This is a genomic window from Streptomyces sp. NPDC046821, from assembly GCF_040645335.1.
Lineage (GTDB): Bacteria > Actinomycetota > Actinomycetes > Streptomycetales > Streptomycetaceae > Streptomyces.
This window is the reverse complement of the sequence record NZ_JBEYYB010000015.1, coordinates 38,074-58,443: the sequence shown is the minus strand read 5'-3', so window position 1 is coordinate 58,443 and position 20,370 is coordinate 38,074. Positions and strand designations below refer to the sequence as shown.

General features: G+C 70.5%; 18 protein-coding genes. 12 read left to right on the top strand and 6 right to left on the bottom strand.

Annotation, left to right across the window (positions count from 1 at the left end; genetic code table 11):
• Positions 1-46: 46 nt before the first annotated feature.
• Complete coding sequence (locus tag ABZ893_RS28900) at positions 47-1,696, bottom strand: PucR family transcriptional regulator ligand-binding domain-containing protein (RefSeq protein WP_361409262.1); 1,650 nt, start codon at positions 1,694-1,696, stop codon at positions 47-49.
• A 154-nt stretch (positions 1,697-1,850) separates the two neighbouring features.
• Between ABZ893_RS28900 and npdG the strand changes: the two genes are divergently transcribed.
• A complete protein-coding gene (gene npdG, locus ABZ893_RS28895; RefSeq protein ID WP_361409259.1) occupies positions 1,851-2,519 on the top strand; it encodes an NADPH-dependent F420 reductase in 669 nt (222 codons plus the stop codon).
• Between the two features lie 80 nt (positions 2,520-2,599).
• Here the strand turns inward: npdG and ABZ893_RS28890 are convergent, their stop codons facing one another.
• Positions 2,600-2,755 carry a hypothetical protein gene (locus ABZ893_RS28890; protein WP_361409256.1) on the bottom strand — a complete coding sequence of 52 codons (156 nt, stop codon included), beginning with the start codon at positions 2,753-2,755 and terminating at the stop codon, positions 2,600-2,602.
• Between ABZ893_RS28890 and ABZ893_RS28885 the strand changes: the two genes are divergently transcribed.
• On the top strand, positions 2,754-3,878 hold the full coding sequence (locus tag ABZ893_RS28885; RefSeq protein WP_361409254.1) for an XdhC family protein: 1,125 nt from the start codon (positions 2,754-2,756) through the stop codon (positions 3,876-3,878). The two genes, ABZ893_RS28890 and ABZ893_RS28885, sit on opposite strands and share 2 nt — an antisense overlap.
• A gap of 70 nt (positions 3,879-3,948) precedes the next feature.
• Here the strand turns inward: ABZ893_RS28885 and ABZ893_RS28880 are convergent, their stop codons facing one another.
• The 3 genes from ABZ893_RS28880 to ABZ893_RS28870 form a co-directional block, all read right to left on the bottom strand.
• The gene (locus ABZ893_RS28880; protein ID WP_361409251.1) at positions 3,949-5,373 is read right to left on the bottom strand and encodes a cytosine permease; all 1,425 of its coding nucleotides are present in this window, start codon (positions 5,371-5,373) and stop codon (positions 3,949-3,951) included.
• Between the two features lie 347 nt (positions 5,374-5,720).
• Positions 5,721-7,175 carry an FAD-dependent oxidoreductase gene (locus tag ABZ893_RS28875; protein WP_361409248.1) on the bottom strand — a complete coding sequence of 485 codons (1,455 nt, stop codon included), beginning with the start codon at positions 7,173-7,175 and terminating at the stop codon, positions 5,721-5,723.
• A 193-nt stretch (positions 7,176-7,368) separates the two neighbouring features.
• Positions 7,369-8,265, bottom strand: a complete 897-nt coding sequence (locus tag ABZ893_RS28870; protein ID WP_361409245.1) for a LysR substrate-binding domain-containing protein — start codon at positions 8,263-8,265, stop codon at positions 7,369-7,371.
• Between the two features lie 93 nt (positions 8,266-8,358).
• Here ABZ893_RS28870 and ABZ893_RS28865 point away from each other — a divergent pair, with 93 nt between their 5' ends.
• From ABZ893_RS28865 to ABZ893_RS28830, 8 genes are all read left to right on the top strand, one after another.
• The gene (locus ABZ893_RS28865) at positions 8,359-9,564 is read left to right on the top strand and encodes a thiolase family protein (protein WP_361409242.1); all 1,206 of its coding nucleotides are present in this window, start codon (positions 8,359-8,361) and stop codon (positions 9,562-9,564) included.
• Positions 9,561-10,259, top strand: a complete 699-nt coding sequence (locus ABZ893_RS28860) for a 3-oxoacid CoA-transferase subunit A (protein ID WP_361409239.1) — start codon at positions 9,561-9,563, stop codon at positions 10,257-10,259. The genes ABZ893_RS28865 and ABZ893_RS28860 overlap by 4 nt, the downstream gene beginning before the upstream one ends.
• Complete coding sequence (locus ABZ893_RS28855; protein ID WP_361409235.1) at positions 10,256-10,963, top strand: 3-oxoacid CoA-transferase subunit B; 708 nt, start codon at positions 10,256-10,258, stop codon at positions 10,961-10,963. The genes ABZ893_RS28860 and ABZ893_RS28855 overlap by 4 nt, the downstream gene beginning before the upstream one ends.
• A gap of 101 nt (positions 10,964-11,064) precedes the next feature.
• The gene (locus ABZ893_RS28850) at positions 11,065-12,051 is read left to right on the top strand and encodes an AraC family transcriptional regulator (protein ID WP_361409232.1); all 987 of its coding nucleotides are present in this window, start codon (positions 11,065-11,067) and stop codon (positions 12,049-12,051) included.
• A 125-nt stretch (positions 12,052-12,176) separates the two neighbouring features.
• Positions 12,177-13,790 (top strand): bifunctional 3-(3-hydroxy-phenyl)propionate/3-hydroxycinnamic acid hydroxylase, encoded by a 1,614-nt coding sequence (locus ABZ893_RS28845; protein WP_361409230.1) that lies wholly within the window; start codon positions 12,177-12,179, stop codon positions 13,788-13,790.
• Positions 13,787-14,851 (top strand): alpha/beta hydrolase, encoded by a 1,065-nt coding sequence (locus tag ABZ893_RS28840; protein ID WP_361409227.1) that lies wholly within the window; start codon positions 13,787-13,789, stop codon positions 14,849-14,851. Before ABZ893_RS28845 ends, ABZ893_RS28840 begins: the two co-directional genes overlap by 4 nt.
• Before the next feature lie 2 nt (positions 14,852-14,853).
• Positions 14,854-15,723, top strand: a complete 870-nt coding sequence (locus tag ABZ893_RS28835; RefSeq protein WP_361409224.1) for a dioxygenase — start codon at positions 14,854-14,856, stop codon at positions 15,721-15,723.
• A gap of 53 nt (positions 15,724-15,776) precedes the next feature.
• The gene (locus ABZ893_RS28830; protein WP_361409704.1) at positions 15,777-16,787 is read left to right on the top strand and encodes a maleylacetate reductase; all 1,011 of its coding nucleotides are present in this window, start codon (positions 15,777-15,779) and stop codon (positions 16,785-16,787) included.
• Positions 16,788-16,801: 14 nt separating this feature from the next.
• Here ABZ893_RS28830 and ABZ893_RS28825 read toward each other — a convergent pair whose 3' ends face one another.
• The gene (locus tag ABZ893_RS28825) at positions 16,802-17,611 is read right to left on the bottom strand and encodes an NAD(P)H-binding protein (RefSeq protein WP_361409221.1); all 810 of its coding nucleotides are present in this window, start codon (positions 17,609-17,611) and stop codon (positions 16,802-16,804) included.
• A gap of 87 nt (positions 17,612-17,698) precedes the next feature.
• Between ABZ893_RS28825 and ABZ893_RS28820 the strand changes: the two genes are divergently transcribed.
• Together ABZ893_RS28820 and ABZ893_RS28815 are read left to right on the top strand one after the other, a co-directional pair.
• Positions 17,699-18,118 carry a helix-turn-helix domain-containing protein gene (locus tag ABZ893_RS28820; RefSeq protein ID WP_361409218.1) on the top strand — a complete coding sequence of 140 codons (420 nt, stop codon included), beginning with the start codon at positions 17,699-17,701 and terminating at the stop codon, positions 18,116-18,118.
• Between the two features lie 191 nt (positions 18,119-18,309).
• Entirely contained in the window at positions 18,310-20,325 is a 2,016-nt protein-coding gene (locus ABZ893_RS28815; protein WP_361409215.1) for a glycosyltransferase family 39 protein, read from the top strand.
• Positions 20,326-20,370 lie beyond the last annotated feature (45 nt).

Sequence of the window (20,370 nt, the reverse complement as noted above, 5' to 3'; positions counted from 1 at the left end):
GGCCACGGCCGGCTGCCGCAGCGGCTCCCACCCGGCTTGGCTCCAGCTAACTCTGATTCGTGGACGTGATCGTCGGCATCTGGCGGATCTGGAGGGCGATGAACACCTTCACCGCGGTCGCCGTGCTGCTGCTGAAGGGGCCGAGAAGGCGCTCCAGTTTGACGAGCCGATAACGCAGAGTGTTGTAGTGGAAGTGCAGGTGCCGCGCGGTCTCGGCCATGTTCATGTTGAACTCGACCAGCGTCTCAAGGGTCTTGAGGAGTTCGTTCCGCTCCTGCTCGGGAAGCTTGGTCAGCGGTCCCAGGACCTCGTCGACGAAGGTCTGCAACTCGGTCTCCTCGACCTGGGCGAGCAGCTTGAACAGCCCCAGATCGTCGTACGCGGCCACAGCGCCCGGGCCGCCGATCTTCCGCCCGACTCGGAGGGCGGAGCGTGCCTCCTGGTAGGCGACCGGAATGCCCAGCGGCCCGCGGTGCACACGGCTCACGCCGATCGCGTACTCGCCCTGGACGAACTGGGCCACGTCGGCCTGAACTGAGCGCACGGCCTTGGGAGTTCCGTGCTCGGCGCCGACGACAGCCACGAGTTCGGCGCCGAGGCCTGCGGCCGCCGCCTTACGGTCCTTGCCGTGCACGGCCGAGATCCAGAACTCCAGGGCACGCTCGTTCGCGAGCCGTTCCTGTGCGGCGTTGCCGTGGTCGTCGTCGCCCTCCCTGCGGCTGACCAGGACGACGACCTCACGATCGAGATCCCAGCCGAACCCGAAGCCACGCGCGGCCGAGTCCGCGATCTCGGACTCGGCGCCCGTCATCAACTCGTAGAGAGCGTTGGAGGAGAACTGCCGCTCTATCGCGCTCACGGCCAGGTCGCGGGTGAATTCGAGCGCGGCGATGACGGCGGCCTGGTCGACGGCCACCCGGTCGAACTCGCCGAAGGAACGGCTGGTCTCGATGGCGACGACGAAGCCGTGCTGGAGGGAGCCGGCACGGATCGGCCGGATCAGCCGACCCTGCTCGTCGCACTCGTTCCGGCCGGCCGGAACGACGCGCAGCCGCTCGATGTTCAGGCGGCCGTCGCGGACCAGGTCCAGCTCGTCGGCTCGGGAGACGTCACCGACCTGGGCACGGACGACGCCGTTCTGGTCGCTGATGAACACCCCCGCGTCACCCAGCAGATGGGAGAGTTTGCGAGCGAGCTGCTCGAGACCGCCACCGGAGAGCGTCACCGAGAGGAACGACTGGTGGAGTTCGTGCGCGCGCTCCAGCGCTGCGGCCTGCCGGTTCACGATGGTCGAGAATGCGTGACTGAGGACGTCGTCGAACCTGATGCGTTCCGGGATCACGACCAACGGCAACCCGAGTTCCTCGGCGGTGGCGACGGCCGTCGTACTGAGGTCGGGCAGGTACCGGTCGATCTTGACCCCGATACCGGCGAGCCCGAGCCGGCGCAGGCCGCGCAGCAGCTCCGCCTGGCCGACGTCGTCGCGGGGCAGGGGGTACCCGGTGGCCAGCAGGAACTCATCGGGCTTCACCCACGGCCCGATGTCCGGCACCGTCATGACGTTCAGCGCGCAGATGCCGCGGTCGAGGCCCTCATGGCCGGCGACCAGCTCGGCGCCCTTCATCACCTCGTGGCTCAACAGCTCACGAACGGTGAGGCCTTGTCCGAAATCGCCCGACGGCGCGCTCCCGGTCATGCGCGCAGTTTAGGGGCAGGAGCCAAAAGATGCCCCGGATGTTCGTAATAATTGCCATTCTCCGCGAGTCGCCCAACTCATAGGCTCCACAGGGCCGGTGACGGCTGGACACCTGTCGCGCGGGCCATGTCGTCGGGACACCGGAGGTAGCACGATGAGCACTGTCGCGGTCGTCGGAGGCACCGGCCCGCAGGGGAAGGGCCTCGCCTATCGCTTCGCCCGCGGCGGGCACGACGTCATTCTCGGGTCGCGCGACGGAGGGCGGGCCGCCCAGGCCGCTGACGAGCTCGCCGCCCGCCTGGGTGGGCGTGGCGGGACGGTGACCGGGGCGGTGAACGCGGAGGCCACGACGAAGGCCCAAGTCGCCCTCCTTGCCGTCCCGTTCACCGGTCACGACGTCCTGGTCGCGTCCCTGGCCGCCGAGCTCGCGGACAAGGTCGTCATCAGCTGCGTCAACCCGATCGGCTTCGACCGGCACGGCCCCCACGGTCTCGAGCTGGGTGGCACGTCCGCCGCCGAGACAGCGCAGGCCCTGCTGCCCGACAGCGCGGTGGTCGGCGCCTTCCACCACCTCTCGGCCGTATCGCTGAACGGGGACGCCGACCTGCTCGACCACGAGGATGTACTGGTCTGCGGCGACGACCAGGAGGCCAAGCAGACGGTCATGGAGCTCGCGGCGACCATCACCGGCAAGCCGGGCATCGACGCCGGAGCACTGCGGCTTGCACGGCAGCTCGAGCCGCTGACCGCCGTACTCATCTCCATCAACAAGCGGTACAAGGTCCGCTCCGGTCTGGCCATCCACGGTGTGAGCGGCTCATGACCGAGCAACCACGGTGGTGGGTCGTGGTTCCGATCACCGCATGTGCCGGAACGCCACTGCTCCAGTCCTCCGGTCCCGACTCACTGAGCCATCACCGCGCCTCGAATGCCCGGCAGGTTCACGTCCCGGCGCGGTCCGGCCTGCGCCGTGATGTCGACTACCAGGAGGACCTGAAGGGCCCATCCTGCCTGGGTGCCGGTCTTGCGGTCTTTTGTGACGCAAGGGGCGTCGTGCATGAGTGAAGTCCTCGGTGAGCTGCTTGCCTGGTGGCGTGCCGGTGAGTCGGTTGCCATGGGGACCGTCGTCGCGACCTTCAGGTCGGCGCCCCGCCCGCCGGGGGCGTCGATGCTGGTCGGCCCCGATGGGAGCGTGGTGGGCTCGGTCTCGGGCGGGTGCGTCGAGGGCGCGGTCGTCGAGCTGGGCCGGCAGGTTCTCCGGGATGGCGTACCGGTGTTGGAGCGCTACGGCGTGACGGACGACGACGCTTTCGCCGTCGGGCTGACCTGCGGCGGGATCCTCGACGTGTACGTGGAGCAGGTCGACCGGGCGACCTTCCCGGAGTTCGAGGACCTGGTGGGCGAGGTCGAGGCGGGGCGTCCCGTGGCCGTGGCGACCGTGGTCGCCCACCCCGATCCCGCCGTCCTAGGCCGACGGATGCTGGTGCGGCCGGGCGCAGCGGTCACCGGCAGCCTCGGCAACGACCGTATGGACCGCGCAGTTGCCGACGACGCGCTGGGCCTGCTCGCGGCCGGCTCCAGTGAGACGCTCGGCTACGGTCCTGAGGGTGAGCGTCGTGGAGAGGGGATGCGGGTGTTCGTCCGCAGCTTCGCCCCGCGCCCGCGCATGTTGGTGTTCGGCGCGATCGACTTCGCCGCTGCGGTCGCCCGGGTGGGAACCTTTCTCGGCTACCGGGTGACGGTCTGCGACGCCCGGCCCGTGTTCGCGACGCAGGCCCGATTCCCCGACGCCGACGAGGTGGTCGTCGACTGGCCGCACCGCTATCTCCAGGCGCAGGCGGACGCTGGGGAGATCGACGGCCGGACCGTGATGTGCGTGCTGACGCACGACCCCAAGTTCGACATCCCGCTGCTCGAAGTCGCGCTGAGGCTGCCGGAGTTCGCCTACATCGGGGCGATGGGTTCACGGCGTACCCATGAGGATCGCCTCCGTCGTCTGGAGGAAGCCGGCCTGACTCCCAAGGAGATCGAGCGGCTGTCGAGCCCCCTCGGTCTCGACCTCGGCGCGCGGACGCCGGAGGAGACCGCGATCAGTATCGCTGCCGAGATCATCGCCGGACGCTGGGGCGGGAGTGGCCGGAGGCTCGCCACACTCGGCGGGCGGATCCACCGCGAGGACTGAGCAGCAGCGAGTGTCCTGCCCGGCCGGAGCCGGGCAGGACACTCGTCGTCGACTATCGGGGGTGGCGCACTCAGGCGCGGTCGTCGACCTCCACGCGGCGTACTTCGACCGTGGCCGGCGGGGCGACCCGAGGACGCCACACGGCGTAGATCACCGCGGCGACGACGGCCGAGACGAAGTAGCTGAAGTCCGCCCCGTGCAGCGCCTTGGCGATCGGGCCCGTGTAGAACTCGGTGCCCATGAACGGAATCGATATGGCGGTGCCGACCACCAGCGCGGTGAGTCCAGGGATTCCATAGCGCCCGAACACGCCGTCACGCTCATAGAAGTTGCGGATGTCGGGGTAGCCACGACCCGACCGGTGGACGACGAAGTAGTCGATCAGCAAGACCGCCAGCCACGGCGTGATGTAGTACGACACGACGTGCAGGAACAGGCGGAAGTTCGCCTGGAACGCGTCACCACCGAAGACCAGGGCGAGGAAGAGCCCGAAGAGTCCGGCGATCGTCACCGTCACCCACTGCGGGAGCCGCAGGTCGCAGGTCAACGTCGCCATCGCACCGCTGTAGAGGTTCACCGCGTTGTGCGGGATCGCCGAGATGCCGAGCGTCAGCAGCACCACGTAGCGAAGCCAGTCGGGCAGGGCGACCTGGAGGGCGCCGAGCACGTCCCCGTCCGGTGCGAGCGTGATGAGTCCGGCGCCAAGGACCATCATCCAGGTCGTCGACGCGAACAGTCCGGCGGTCGCCGCCTTGACGACCGACGACGGCTTGGTGTCCTCGGGCAGGTAGCGCGAGTAGTCCGACGCGTACGGTGCCCAGCTCGCGGTGTAGCCGAACACGACGGTGAACATCACGAGCCACGCCAACCAGTAGTCGCTGCCCGAAGTGCTCGGCGCCATGCCCGGGCCACCGCCGTGCGCGATCAGCACGATCGAGACGACCGACAGCAGAACGAAGCTGAGCTTCGTGATCCAGTCGCCGAGAATGTGCAGGACGCGGTAGCCGTAGACGCCGATCACGATGTTCAGCGCCGCGACGACGACGACCGTCGGCCCGTACGGCGTCTTGAACAGGTCGGCCAGAGACTGCGCGCCCAGCACGGTCCCGACGGTGTAGTACCCGACGAACACCAGGAGGGACAGCAGCGCCGGAAGGTAGTTGCCGATATGGCCGAACGCCGCACGTCCCATGGGAAGTTGTGGCATACCCAGGCGAGGGCCCATCGCAGCGCACAGACCGGTGCCGACCGAGCCCAGGAGGTTGCCCAACACGATGGCGGTGACGCTGCCCCAGAAGCCGAGCCCGAGCACGCCGCCGCTGGAGCCGACGAAGATGCCCGCCAGGTAGATCACGGGGGCGAACCGCACGGTGAACTGGTTGCGGGGGCGGCCGTATCGGCGACTCGGTTCGACATAGGCGATGCCATGACGTTCGAGTGCCAGAGCGGCTCTGTCCGACGGCTCGGCATGAGCCGCCGTGGGATTGTCCTTCATCACGGATCCTCGGTTCCTCTGTCGGGCCAGCACGACAACCAAGACACGCGCGCAGCCTTGGGTCCGAATGCCCAGGGGTGGCCATATTGCTGAGCTCGGGAGGCATCGCTGGCTGCCTCGGCGGCATGAGCCGCCTACTCGCTCCCTCAAGCCCATCGGGTGTGACATCGGCAACATTAGGGAGCCGTGCCGCCCGAGCCCATGGCACCTTGCGCCAAGGCAGCGTGCCCAGCCTTGGCTGAGACCGCCATCCGCGCCAAACAGAGTGTTCGTGCGGGTCGCGAGGAACCGCGGGCGGGCCGCGTCCGGCGGCCCGCCCGAGTCAGCGCTGTACGTTCAGCCCCGCACTACACGTTCAACGCCGCGCTCCGTCCCGCCCTGCGCCCGAAGAAGCTGCCGTCCCCGAGTGACGCGCCGCTCGCGTACCCCCAGGACGCGATGCCCGCCGTGGCGCGGCCCGCCGCGTACAGGCCGGGGATCGGGTCCCCGTTCACATGCAGCACCTCGGAATCGGGGTTGGTGGTCAGGCCGCCGAGGGCGAAGCCCGACGTCATGCCCCGCAGGTCGACGGCGCCGAGCGGGCCACGGAGCGGTCGCAGCCAACGCGCGGTCTTGTGCAGCAGCGGGTCCCGGCCCTCCTCGGCATGGCGGTTGTAGACCTCCAGCGTCGACTCCAGGGCACCGGCCGGAAGCCCCATCTCGGCGGCCAGTTCGGTCGCCGTCTCGCACACCCAAGTCGGCCGCAGCTGAAGGAAGTCCGGCGCGGAGGAGACCCTGGCGGCCTCCTCGAACCCCTCCTCGTCGAGCACGAGGAACGTCTGGTTCTCCTGCTGGAAGAGCGCGGCCTGCCCGATCCGGCCGGGGTAGGTGTCCTCGTTGATGAACCGCTGTCCCCGGCCGTTGACCATCATTCCGCGGATCAGATACTGCGGGTCCATGTGCAGCGCGACCTCGCACGCGTCCATGTGCGCGACCCCCGCGCCCAGTCCCTGGGCCAGCCGGACCGCGATGCCGTCGTGCTCCTCGACCGCCGAGCCCGGACGGTCGAGCAGCAGCGGAGCGTGAGCCGCCAGCATGTCCTCGTTGTACGTGAAGCTGCCGGTGGCCAGCACCACCCCGCGCCGGGCCTGGACGGTGACCCGCTCTCCGTACTGGCGCGCGACCACCCCGCACACCCTGCCGTCCGCCTCGACCACCAACTGTTCGATGCGCATGTCGTAGTGGGCCTTGACGCCGAGCCGTTCGGCGGTCTCCACCAGGGGCTTCATGAGCATGTATCCGCCGCCGCGCTCACCGGTCCGCTTGTCCTCCATCTGCGGGAGGTGACCGCGTGGCGCGGCCTTGGCGATGGTGTCGAACGGGTGGGCGTTCTCGCCGCCTGAGTACATCAGGCCCTCGTCGGCCGCGGGTTCCCAGGCCGGCTCTCCGTAGAAGGCAGGCTTGAAGGGCACACCGCACTCGACGAGCCAGTCGTAGTGCGCGACGCTGCCCTCGCAGTACGCGGAGATCTTCGCCTTGTCGCTGCCCGGGCCCATGGCGGCCATCAGGAACGCGGACATCGCCTCGGGGGTGTCGTCGAATCCGCAGGCACGCTGGAGCGCGGTGCCGCCGCCGAGGTAGATGAAGCCACCGGCCAGGGCCGCGGCCCCGCCCCAGCCGCCGGCCCGCTCGAGGACCAGTACCTCGGCCCCCGTTGCGGCGGCCTCCACGGCGGCCGCTGCTCCCGCCACTCCGTACCCTGCGACCACCACGTCCGCGGTGAGGTCCCAGGAGCCGATCTCGGTTGCTGCGCACGGTTTCATGCCGTCGTCCTCTCGCCTTGCGGAAAGAGGCAGGAGCGTAGGGCGGCCGTGCCGCACCGCACACGCCGAAGCTCCCGGTGACCGGGAAAGCGTCCCATCGAGTTGGCCGGCGTCCCGGGCGAGTTGGTATACCCGGGTGTGCCCGCAGCCGTCCGCGCAGCTGTCCGCGCAGCCGTCCACGTGTGCTCCGTCGTCAGATACCAACCTCATCATCGACGCACGCTTCGATGATGAGAGCCACCTGCTCCACAGCCGGTGAGTTGCCCACGGCCCGGCGCCCGAGCAAGAGGTCGGTGGTCTCCGCCTCGGCGAGAGCCACGTACGTGACCCCGTCGAGCCGCAGGCTCTGCACCGACTCCGGGACGAGGGCGACGCCGTGCCCCGCCGCCACCAGGACGACGAGGGTGGCCGTCTCACCGACTTCCACGAGGGACTCGGGCCGGAAGCCCGCCCTGCCGCAGGCGGCCATGACACGGTCGTGCATGGCGGACCGCTCCTGGGCGGGATGGATGACGAAGGGCTCACCCGCCAGTGCGCCCAGCGGGATACGGCTCTCGGAGGCCAGCGGGTGGTGGGCCGGCAGTACGGCGACCAGGGGTTCGGTGCGCAGCGGTGTGGTGTTCACCCCCTCGGTGCGGGGGCCGGAGCGGAGCACCGCGAGGTCGTACGTGCCGTCGAGCAGGCCGTCCATGAGCTGGGGGGTGAGTAGTTCGCCGCGCAGGTCCAGGGTGATGTGGGGCAGCCGGGCGCGCACGGTGCGGGCGACGCGCGGCAGGACGTCGTAGGTGGCGGTGCCGATGAAGCCGACGGATACGCGGCCCGCGTGACCGGTGGCGAGTTCGGCCATGTGAGCCCGCGCGCGTTCGGCCTCGGACACCAGGGTGCGGGCGTAGCCGGTCAGGTGCCGGCCCGCCTCGGTCAGTTCGACGCGCCGGGTGGAGCGGTGGAACAAGGCCACGCCCAGTTCCCGCTCCAACTGCTTGATCTGCTGGGAAAGGGCGGGCTGGGCGACATGCAGACGGGCTGCCGCACGTCCGAAGTGGCACTCTTCCGCGAGCGTGAGGAAGTAGCGGACTTGGCGGAGCTCCATGGGTCCAGCCTAAAGCAGCCTATAAAGAACCCTTATCAATAGGTAAGCACTCAGTCTTGGACGTGATGAAGTGCGCGGCCTACCGTTCTGACTGTGACCGACAGTTATGTGTACGCGACAGCACGGACGCCGTTCGGCCGGTTCTCCGGTGCCCTTGCCGGCGTCAGGCCCGACGACCTCGCGGCACTCGCCGTACGCGGGGTCCTGGACAAGGCGCCGGCGCTCGATCCGGGCGAGATCGGCGACGTGGTCTGGGGCAACGCCAACGGCGCGGGCGAGGACAATCGCAACGTGGGCCGGATGGCCGTGCTCCTGGCCGGGCTGCCCACGTCCGTGCCCGCCACGACCGTCAACCGGCTCTGCGGGTCCTCGCTGGACGCGGCGATCATCGGCTCCCGGGCCGTCGAGACCGGCGACGCGGACATCGTGCTGACCGGCGGTGTGGAGTCGATGAGCCGGGCTCCCTGGGTGCTGCCCAAGCCCGACCGGGCCTTCCCCGCCAAGGACATGACCGCCGTCTCCACCACACTCGGCTGGCGGCTCGTCAACGAACGTATGCCGAAGGAGTGGACGGTCTCCCTGGGAGAGGCCAATGAGCAGCTCGCCGACCGGTTCTCCCTCTCGCGGGAGCGGCAGGACGAGTTCGCCGCCCGGTCCCACAACCTCGCCGACGCCGCCTGGACGGACGGCTTCTACGACGACCTCGTCGTGCCGGTCACGGTGGACCGCAAGGGCGGCACCCTCACCCGGGACGAAGGCATCCGGCCGGGATCCACGGTCGACAAGCTCGCCGCCTTGAAGCCGTCCTTCCGCCCCGACGGCGGGATCACGGCGGGCAACGCCTCGCCGCTGAGCGACGGCGCGTCGGCGGTACTCCTCGGCTCGGGGGAGGCTGCGGCCCGTATCGGAGTGGATCCGCTGGCGCGGGTGGCCGGGCGCGGGGTGTTCGCGCTGGATCCGCAGCTGTTCGGCTTCGCCCCCGTGGAAGCGGCGAACCGGGCCCTGAAGAGCGCGGGCATCACCTGGTCCGACGTCGGCGCGGTCGAACTCAACGAGGCGTTCGCCGTACAGGCACTGGCCTGCGTGGACGCCTGGAAGATCGACCCCGCCATCGTCAACACCAAAGGCGGCGCGATCGCGCTCGGCCACCCGCTGGGCGCATCCGGCGGCCGGCTCGTCGGCACGCTGGCCCACCGGCTGAAGGAGTCGGGACAGCGCTGGGGAGTGGCCGCGATCTGCATCGGAGTCGGTCAGGCGCTCGCCGTGGTCCTTGAGAACGTCACGGAGACGAGGGGATGACCGTGAAGCTGTGTGCTGACGCCGACGAGGCTGTCGCCGGCATTCAGGACGGCTCGACCGTGCTGGTCGGCGGGTTCGGCATGGCCGGTATGCCGGTGGAGCTGATCGATGCGCTCATCCGCCAGGGTGCGACCGATCTGACCGTGGTGTCCAACAATGCGGGCAACGGTGACACAGGCCTGGCCGCACTGCTGGCGAAGGGGCGGGTCCGCAAGATGATCTGCTCCTTCCCCCGGCAGAGCGACTCCTACGTCTTCGACGGGCTGTACCGGGCCGGCGAGATCGAGCTGGAGGTCGTCCCGCAGGGCAACCTCGCCGAGCGGATGCGGGCGGCCGGAGCCGGGATCGGCGCGTTCTTCTGCCCCACCGGGGCCGGGACGCTGCTGGCCGAAGGCAAGGAGACCCGCGTCATCGACGGCCGTACCTATGTGCTGGAGTACCCGATCAAAGGCGATGTCGCGCTGATCGGAGCGCACCGGTCCGACCGCATGGGCAACCTCGTCTACCGCAAGACCGCTCGCAATTTCGGGCCCGTCATGGCCACGGCCGCGACCACCGTGATCGCGCAGGTGCGCGAGGTCGTCGACACCGGAGTGCTCGACCCGGAGTCCGTGGTGACGCCGAGCATCTACGTGGACCGTGTGGTTCAGGAGACAACCGTGCAGGAGGCAACCGTGCTGGAGGCAACCGTATGACCCCCGACCGGCCCGTCCTGGACGCCGAGCGCGGTCCGCTCGGCGCCACCCTTGACGCCGAACGCCGTCCGCTCGGCAAGCACGACATCGCCGCCCTCATCGCCAGGGACATCCCGCACGGGGCGTTCGTCAACCTAGGGATCGGCCAGCCGACGCTGGTCGCCGACCATCTGCCGGCCGACTCCGGAGTGGTGCTCCACACCGAGAACGGAATGCTCAACATGGGCCCGGCCGCGCAGGGCGAGGAGATCGACACCGATCTCACCAATGCCGGCAAGATCCCCGTGACTGAGTTGCCCGGAGCCGCGTACTTTCACCACGCCGACTCCTTCGCCATGATGCGCGGCGGCCACCTGGACGTCTGCGTCCTGGGCGCCTTCCAGGTCTCCGCGGGCGGTGACCTCGCCAACTGGCACACGGGCGCGCCGGACGCCATACCCGCCGTCGGCGGGGCCATGGACCTGGCGATCGGGGCCAAGCAGGTCTTCGTCATGATGACGCTGTTCACCAAGACCGGCGTGCCCAAGCTCGTACCGCAGTGCACCTACCCGCTGACCGGAACCGGCTGCGTCGACCGCGTCTACACGGACCTCGCCGTCTTCGACCTCACCCCGGACGGAGTGGTGGTGCGGGAGACCTTCGGGACCACCGTCGCCGACCTCGAAACCCGCCTCGGCCTGCCGCTTCTGCTGGCACAGACCTGACCTCGGAGTCCCGTGCAGCTGTCGGCGTACGCTGATGCAGAGCGTCACAGGGGCGGTGTGCGGGGCGGCCATCGGCCACCCCGGGAACCAGGAGTCGCCGTATGACCGGTGAGGACGTGCTGCAGCGGTACGACGTGCTCGAGTCGGCCGAACTCGACGAGTTCCGTGCCACGGTGGCCCGTTTCCTGACCCCCCACCGGCTCAGGCCCACCGGGCACGAGGGTGCCTACCTGCGCGGCAATGTAGCCGTCGCCTCGCTGGGCGCGCTGTCGCTGGTCTACGGCTCGCACAGTGGCACCGAGCTCGACGTCACCCTCACCGAGCAGGTGGACTACTACGACGTGAACCTGGCCTGGGAGGGCCACAACCGGATCACCTGCGGCGGCCAGGAGATCATCGTGGACGCGCAGACCGCCGGGATCATCTCCCCGCAGATGCGGGCGACGATGCGGCTCAGCGACTCCTACCGCCAGCTGCACGTGCGGATGGAGCGCTACGCCCTGGAGCGCCACCTCGAGGAGTTGCTGGGCCGGCCCGTGGTGGCTCCGATCAGGTTCCACCCGGCGATGGACCTGCGGAACCCGTCGGCGGCCACATGGGCGCGCGCGGTCCGCCTCCTCGTCGACGACCTCGAGACCCTCGACGGGCTCGCCGCGCAGCCGGCGGGGGAGACCCCGTGGACGTCGTTCCTGATGACGGGGCTGCTGCTCGGCCAGCCGCACAACTACACCGAGCAGCTCACGCGGCAGCGCGCGGCTCCGCGCCCGGGCGGGCTGCGGCGCGCGATGGACCTCGTAGAGGAGGCGCCCGAGGCGGACCTCTCGGTGGAGCGGCTCGCCCTCGCCGCCGGCATGAGCCCGCGCTCACTGCAACGCCAGTTCCGCGCATACGCCGGCGTCGCTCCCCGCGAGTACGTGCTCCAGGTTCGCCTGGCCCGGGCCCACGACGACCTGCGGAACGCGCGGCCCGGTGCGGTCACCGTGGCGGACGTCGCCCTGCGCTGGGGCTTCACGCACGTACCCCGCTTCGCGGCGGCCTACCGTCAGCGGTACGGCGAGCTGCCGTCGGCCACGCTCAACGCGTTGTGACCGCAGGCACAGCTCTGTCGCGCGACGGATCCCGGCGTCGCGAAGCGGATCGGCGAAGTGCTCCGTCGTACCTAGCGTCATCGCCATCACCGAGCCGAGGTGCTCCGGTCCCATGGGAGACACACATGAACCACGACTACGACGTCGCGATCGTCGGGTACGGCCCCGCCGGCCTGATCCTCGCCGCCACGTTGGGCAAGGCCGGCCACAAGGTTGTTGTGTTCGAGCGCTGGCCCGGCCTGTACGGCCTGCCGCGGCTGACGCACATCGACGGCGAGACGGCGCGGATCATCCAGGGCGCCGGCGACATCGAGCACGCGCTGCGGGACGCGTACCCGATCCCGGACTACCGCTACTTCAACGGCGACGGCGAGCTGCTCGTCGAGCTGGACTGGCGGGGCACCTCCAGCGGCCACCCCGCGCACATCTCCATGTTCCAGCCCGACGTCGAGGACGCCGTGGACCAGCACGTGCGGGCGACGGGCAACGTCGAGGTGAACCAGGGCTGGGCCGTCGTCAGCGTCGGTCAGGACGAGGAGGGTGTGCAGGTCACCGCCCGCCCGTGGTCCAAGGACCGCACCGGGCAGTGGTCCCACGCCGACGAGGAGCGCACGGTCACCGCGAAGTACCTGGTCGGTGCGGACGGCGCCGGCAGCTTCGTCCGGGCGACCCTCGGCATCGAGCGCAGCGACAACGGCGTGGACGACCGCTGGCTCAACATCGACACCGAGCGACTGCGCGAGCTGCCCGAGCAGTTCATGAAGGTGACCCAGTTCTGCGATCCGCAGCGTGGCCACATGTATATGCCGATAGGCCGCAGCAGGCAGCGGTTCGAACTCGCCGTGCTCAAAGGGGAGGACCTGGCTTCGTACGAGGCGGAGGACTTCGCCTGGAAGTGGTTCGACGAGACGCACGGCCTGGGCCCCGAGGACGTGAAGATCCTGCGCCAGGTGGTGTACACCTTCCAGGGCCGCATCGCCGAACAGTGGCGCAAGGGCCGGGCGTTCCTCGTCGGGGACGCGGCCCACACCACACCGCCGTACATCGGGCAGGGCGCCTGCTCCGGGATGCGGGACGGCATCACCCTCGGCTGGAAGCTCGACCTGGTGCTCAGCGGCAAGGCGGACGACCGCCTGCTCGACACCTACGAGGCGGAACGTCGCCCGCACGCCACCGCGATCACCGAGATCTCCACGGCGCTCGGCAGGGTCGCCAACACCCACGACCCCGTGGAGGCGGCCACCCGGGACGAGGCCTTTCGGACTGGGAACGTTCCGCCCCCGCCCGCGTTCCCGACGATCGTGGCAGGCGTGGTCCACTGTGGTGCCGACGGCCGCGTGGCGCCCCTGGCCGGCACGCTCGCCCCGCAGGGTGTGGTGCGCAAGAGCGGTGTTGAAGGGCTGTTCGACGACGTGGTGGGCCGCGGCTTCGCGCTGGTCGGCAGCCTGGACGTGCGCTCCGTCCTGGACACCGACCGACTGGCCTTCCTGGCCGACCTCGGCGCCACCACGGCCACCTTGGCCTCGGGCGCACACGACTCCGTCGAGGACGTCGACGGTACGTACGCAGAATTCTGGGAGACCAACGACGTGCAGGCATTCATCAGCCGCCCCGACTACCACCTGTTCTGGGCCGGACAACTCACGGAACTCCCTGCCGTGGTCGACGAACTCAGGGCGCAGCTCGCCTGGTCGACGGTTCCGACGTCCGCTCCGACGTCCGCCGGAGCCCTGGCATGACCGCCCCGGCCGACTCCGCGATCGCACCCGCCGACGTGCTGTGGCGGGCGATGGGCCCGTCGCGGCTCCTCGACTGCGGAGTGGTACCCAGTGACGTGACCGCCCTTCAGGCGCACACGGCCGGTGGGGCACGTTGGGATGACGCCTGCGAGACCCTCGCCGACGCCCAACTCGCCCGCGCCGCTCAGGCCGAGGAGCGCGGACACCGGGTCACCGCGGTCGAGGCGCTGCGCGCGGCCGCCGCCGACCTGCTCTTCGCGCAGATGGCGTTCAACTTCGACACCGGGCGCAAGCGCGAGCTGTACGCCCGGTTCAGCGCCACGGTCGCCCGCGCCGGCGCTCTGGCGGGCTGGGAGCGCGTACAACTTCCTTATGGGGACGGCCACTTGGTGGGCTGGCTCCTCCGCCCGACAGGACCCGTCCGGGGCACTGTGATCGTCTTCGGTGGCCAGAGCGGGTGGGGCGCGGCGTACCTGCGGATGGCCGACGCGCTGACCGCCCGTGGCCTGGCCGCCTTCCTGGTGGAGGGCCCCGGGCAGGGCGAGCCGCGGATGGAGAGCGGGCTCATGCTCGACGGGTACGTCCGCGGTGCCTACTCCGCGTTCGTCGACCACGTGCTGGCACAACCGGACCTCGCCGGTCCGGTCGGGCTGTGGGGCAACAGTCTGGGCGGTCTCTACGCGGGGACCACCGCCGCCTCGGACCCGCGCGTGACGGCGGTGTGCATCAACGGCGCCCCCGCGCGGCCGCGGCTGCTCGGCATGAGGACCTTCGACGAGCAGGCCGCCGCGATGCTCGGCTCGGACGACCCGGACGCGGTGCGGCGCAACTTCGACCGGCTCGCCCTGCGGCCGGATGAGCGGATCGAGGCATCGCTGCTGGTCCTGCACGGTGGCGCAGACCCGATCGTCTCCCTGGCGGACCAGCAGCCTTTCCTCGACGCCGCCGATCCCGGCCGCGCGAGCCTGCGAGTCTGGGACGATGGCGAGCACGTGATCATCAACCACGCCGAGGAACGCAACGCCGTCGTTGCGGACTGGTTCTGCGAGCAGTGGAGTTGAGAATGACGGATATCAACGCCGGCACCGCCACCCGGGCCGTGGTCGACAGCTTCGCCGACACCCCGGATCCCCGGCTGAAGGAGATCCTGGGCACCGTCACACGGCACCTGCACGACGCCGTCCGAGAACTCGCGCTGACCCAGGAGGAGTGGGAGCGGGCGATCGGCTTCCTCACCGCCGTCGGGCAGAAGTGCGACGACACTCGGCAGGAGTTCGTGCTGCTCTCCGACGTCCTCGGAGTCTCCATGCTGGTGGAGACGATCAACGGGGGAGCCGAGTGCACCGAGAGCACGGTCCTCGGCCCGTTCCACATGACCGAGTCGCCCGCGCGCGAGCTCGGTGACTCGATCGACCTGGTCGGCACCGGAACCCCCTGCGTCGTCACCGGCACAGTGCGCGGCACCGACGGCGCCCCACTGCCCGGCGCGGCCGTCGACGTATGGCAGTGCGACGAGAACGGCTTCTACGACGTCCAGCAGCCCGACATACAGCCGGCCGGCAACGGTCGCGGCCTGTTCCGGGCGGACGACGCGGGCCGGTTCTCGTTCCGCACCGTGGTGCCCAGCCACTACCCGATCCCCACCGACGGACCGGTCGGCGCGCTGCTGACCGCGACGCGCCGCCATCCGTTCCGCCCGGCCCACGTCCACGTGCTGGCCTCGGCCCCCGGGCACGAAGAGGTGGTCACGCACATGTTCGTCGCGGACAGCCCCTACCTGGACAGCGACGCCGTCTTCGCCGTCAAGGAGAGCCTGGTGGCCGACTTCGCACCGTCCACCGACGCCGCGCTCGCCGCGCGCCACGGCGTCGAAGTCCCGTTCCACCACGCCCACTTCGACATCCGGCTCAGCCCGGAGAACCCCACCAAGTGAACGGAGCCGTCCCCGTGTCCCTCCCCGCCTCCTTCGTGTACGACGCCCTGCCGATGCGTGTCGTCTTCGGCAACGGCAGCCTCAACAGGCTGTCCGAGGAGATCGACCGCCTCGGCCTGCGCCGGGTGCTGGTCCTGTGCACGCCCGGGCAGCAGGACCTCGCCGGGCAGGTGGCCGAGCTCGTGGGGGAGCGGGCGGCGGGCACCTTCGCGCAGGCCCGGATGCATGTGCCGGTTGAGACGGTGGCCGCCGCTGCCGTCGAGGCCGAACGGCTCGGCGTGGACGGCTATCTCGCCGTCGGCGGCGGCTCCACGATCGGCCTCGGCAAGGCCCTGGCACTGAAGTTCGGGGCTCCCGTGATCGCGGTCCCCACGACGTACGCGGGCTCGGAGATGACGCCGATCTGGGGGCTGACCGAGAACGCGCAGAAGCGGACCGGCCGCGACCCGGCGGTGCTGCCGCGCAGCGTCGTCTACGACCCCGATCTCACCCTCACGCTCCCGCCGGCGATCTCGGCCACCAGCGGACTGAACGCCCTCGCGCACGCCGTCGAGGCGCTCTACGCACCGGACGGATCACCCGTCGTCGCGGCGATGGCCGAGCAGGGCGTGCGCGACCTGGCGGCCGCGCTGCCCACTTTCGTCACCGACCCCCGGGACCGGGAAGCCCGCGCCGCCGCGCTCCAGGGCGCCTGGCTGTGCGGGGCCTGCCTGGGGGCCACCACGATGGGCCTGCACCACAAGCTCTGCCACGCCCTGGGCGGCACCTTGGACCTGCCCCACGCCCAGACCCACGCCATCGTGCTGCCGCACGTGGCCGCCTTCAACCTGCCGGCCGCACCACAGGCGAAGGCGGCGCTGTCCCGCGCCCTGAACACAGGCGACCCGGCAGCCGCGCTCGCGTCCCTTGCCGACACCGTGGGCGCACCCCGCCGACTGTCACAACTCGGCGTGACGGAGAGCGACTTGCCCCCGATCGTGGAGACAGTCCTGGCAAACCCGTACTCCAACCCGCGCCCGGTGGGCCGGGCCGACCTGGAGCGACTTCTGACGGGTGCGCTGTGACGGCCCGCGTTACCTCAACGCTGTGAGGCGGAGGCGGCAGTCACAGCCGTAGCCAGGGGATCGCGGGCCGGGCGGCCGAGGAGATCCGTCAGGTCGGGAGTGGTGCCGTCCAGGAAACCGTGTCGGACGCCGGTGGCGATCGACGTGAGCATGGGCGGCTGGAACGGCAGGAGTCCCGGCGTCTCGTCGAGCAGCCTGCGGCGGTACTCGCCCAGGCCGATGGTGCGGTGCGGAACGCCGAGAACGTCGGCCACCTGCCCCGCCGTGATCGGCGTACCGACCAGGTCGTACACCCGCCCGCGGTGTCGGTCCGGGTCGGCCGCGACGGCCGCCGCGGCGTCTGCGAGATCCTCCCGCGCGACCGCCGCCAGAGCGCCCTCCCCGAAAGCTGACTCCACACCATCGCCGGCCCACATCAGCAGGCCGCCGAAGAGTTCGGCGTACAGGCCGTTACGCAGGATCGTCCACGGCAGTCCGCTCGCCCGCACCAGACGCTCGGTCGCGCGGTGCGCCAGCGCGAAGCCGAGATGGTCACCGGCCGTGGTCAGGCTCGTGTAGACGACATGGCTCACGCCGTCGCGCTCGGCCGCGTCCAGAACCGCCTTGTGCCGCCTGACGACCACGTCGTCCTCGGCGTAACCGGCGGAGATCAGCACCAGGGTCGACACCCCGGCGAGGTCGAGGCTCGCGTGGTCGTCGAAGTCGAGGTGCCGTGTCCCCTCGCCCGGCGTGCGGCTGCCGCCCGTGGCGGTGGCTCCGCCGGCACGTAGCGCCGCGAGAGTGGCCGCGCCGAGGTTCCCGTTTGCTCCCGTCACCAAGATCATGTCAATCGCAGTCTTTCGTCGTGGTTCTCTTCAGTAACTACGCTTGATCCTCGATCGCACGCTCACCGGCCACAAGAAGGCACTTTGATGTCAGTCACGCACACCGGGGTAACCGCCCCAGCCGAGCTCGACCCCTGCGGCCGCGAGGACCATCCCGACTGCGGCATCCGCGACGTCCTGGACCGCATCGGCGACAAATGGTCGGTGCTCGTGATCGTCGAGCTCGCGGGCGGGCCCCGCCGGTTCCGCGAACTACAGCGGGCCGTCGACGGCATCTCCCAGCGGATGCTCACGCTCACCGTCCGCCGGCTCGAACGCGACGGCCTCGTACTGCGCACCGTGTACCCGACCGTCCCGGCCCAGGTCGACTACCGCCTGACCGAGACCGGAGCCGGCCTGACCCACCTGGTCAAGGCACTCGCCGACTGGTCACTCGCTCACCGCGCGGTCATCGCCGAGGCGCGGCACGCATACGACGAGACGCACCCTGACCATGACATTCGCTGACGAGGACCGCTGCCCCGTACCCGCGTCTACGTAAGCGCGGGCACCCGTCGTCATCCGGAGCCGGCCCTGACCACCCGGTGAATGCCACGCAAGCAGTTGGCGACCTTGACCCGAACAGTCCGTTCAGAGGGATCCCGCCCGGCTTTGCGGCCATCTTGCATGTCGAAGCAAGCCGGAAGGATCTGTCTCGCATGGCCAGCACCGACGTGCCCACAATGCCCGCCCCGCCAGGGGACCGCGCCCGTTTGCGAACGGTGATGCTCGACCCGGAGCGATGGCGGAGGCCCAGAGGCGGGCAACCGGCGTACGCCCGGCCCGCACTGGCAGCCATCCTCCTCCTGGCGGCCGTGCTGTTCGCGTGGGACATCCAGAACGCCCCCTACCACTCGTTCTACTCCGAGACCGTGCGGAGCATGAGCATGAGCTGGAAGGGGTTCTTGTTCGGCTCGTTCGACCCCGGCAACTCGATCACCATCGACAAACTGCCCGGCTTCATGTGGCCGCAGGCGCTGTCCGCGCGGATCTTCGGCTTCCACCCGTGGGCGATCACGCTGCCACAGGTGATCGAGGGCGTGCTGAGCGTGGCGGTGCTCTATCGCGCGGTACGGCGATGGGCCGGGGTGAACGCGGGGCTGCTCGCGGCGGGCGCGTTCACCCTCACGCCGGTGATCGCCGGGCTGTTCCGTACGGAGGTCGAGGACCCGGCGTTCACGCTGTTCCTGCTGCTGGCCGGCGACGCCACGCTGCGGGCGGCGCGCGAGGCCCGGCTGCGGCCGCTCGTGCTGGCCGGAGTGTGGGTGGGCCTGGCGTTCCAGGCCAAGATGCTGGAGGCATGGGCGGTGCTCCCCGCACTCGGGGTGCTCTACCTGGTGGCGGCCCCGACGACGCTGCGGCGCCGTGTCGGCCACCTGGCGGTGGCGGGCGCGATGTGCGTGGCCGTATCGCTGTCCTGGGTGCTGCTGGTGACGATGACGCCGGCCAAGGACCGCCCGTACGTGGACGGCACGACGGACAACTCGTCGATCAGCCAGGTGGTCGGTTACAACTTCCTCAACCGCTTCGCCTCGCTCGGCGTCACCCCCGAGCAGACCGGCAGCGTTCCCACGTCGGCCATGGCCGGAACCACGCCGTCCCCGAACGACGGCAAGGCCCAGCCCGCCCGGGAGTGGGCGAAGATGCTCGGCAAGTCGCTGTCCTCGCAGGTCGGGTGGCTGTATCCGGCGGCAGCGCTGTCGGCGGTGTGCGGAGTGCTCTGGCGGCGCGGGAGGCCGCGCACGGACATGCTGCGGGCGGGCTTCCTGCTGTGGGGCGTGTGGCTGGCGACGTTCTTCATGGTGTTCAGCGCGGGAGCCGTCGGCGGGCACATCTACTACATGGGCATCGTGGCCGTACCGATCGCCGCCCTGTTCGGCGCCGGAACGGTGCAGTTCTGGCGGGCCTGGCGCTCGGGGGACCGGCGGCGGGCGTGGGCGCTGCCGACGGCGGTCGCGTCCACGGCGGCCTGGTCGGCGCTCTGCGCGGCGCGCTACCCGACGTTCGAGCCGTTCCTGGCACCGGTGGCCGTCGCCCTCGGCGCGGCGGCGCTGACGCTGCTGGGCCTGTCCCGCAGGAGCGCCGGCCGCGCACGGCGGCGCACGGCGGTGCTGGGGCTCGGGGTGGGGCTCGCCGCGATGCTGCTGCCGTCCGCCGTCTGGGCGGCGTCGGTCCTTGACCCGACGTACGGGCACTCGGGCATGGGCGCGGCCGGACCGGTGCGTCCACACCACACGCAGCGGCACGCGACCGAGGCCATGAGCAGCGGTACGCGGTCTCAATCCGGCCATCCGACTCGCCCGCATCTGACAGCCGCGGGAGCCAGCGAACCAGATTCCCTCGCCCCGGCGGAACGCAGCCTGCTCACGTACACCGGGGCTCACCGGATGGGAGCCAAGTACCTCTTCGCGACCACGAGCTGGCGCACGGCCTCGCCGTTCATCCTGTACGCGGGCGCCGACGTACTCCCGATGGGCGGCTTCACCGGCACGGCCCCCAGCCCCACCACCGCCGGACTACGTCACCTGGTGGCCACGGGCCAACTGCGCTACGTCCTGCTCGGCGGCCCCGCCACCCAGACCGGCCACGCCAACGCGGCCTGGGTACGGGCCAACTGCGCACGGGTGCCCGACCGGCCCGAGCAGTTCTACCTCTGCACTCCGGCGACCCCCTGACCCGCCGAACCGCCCTGGCACGGCGGGGCATGGGGGAGCGGGGTC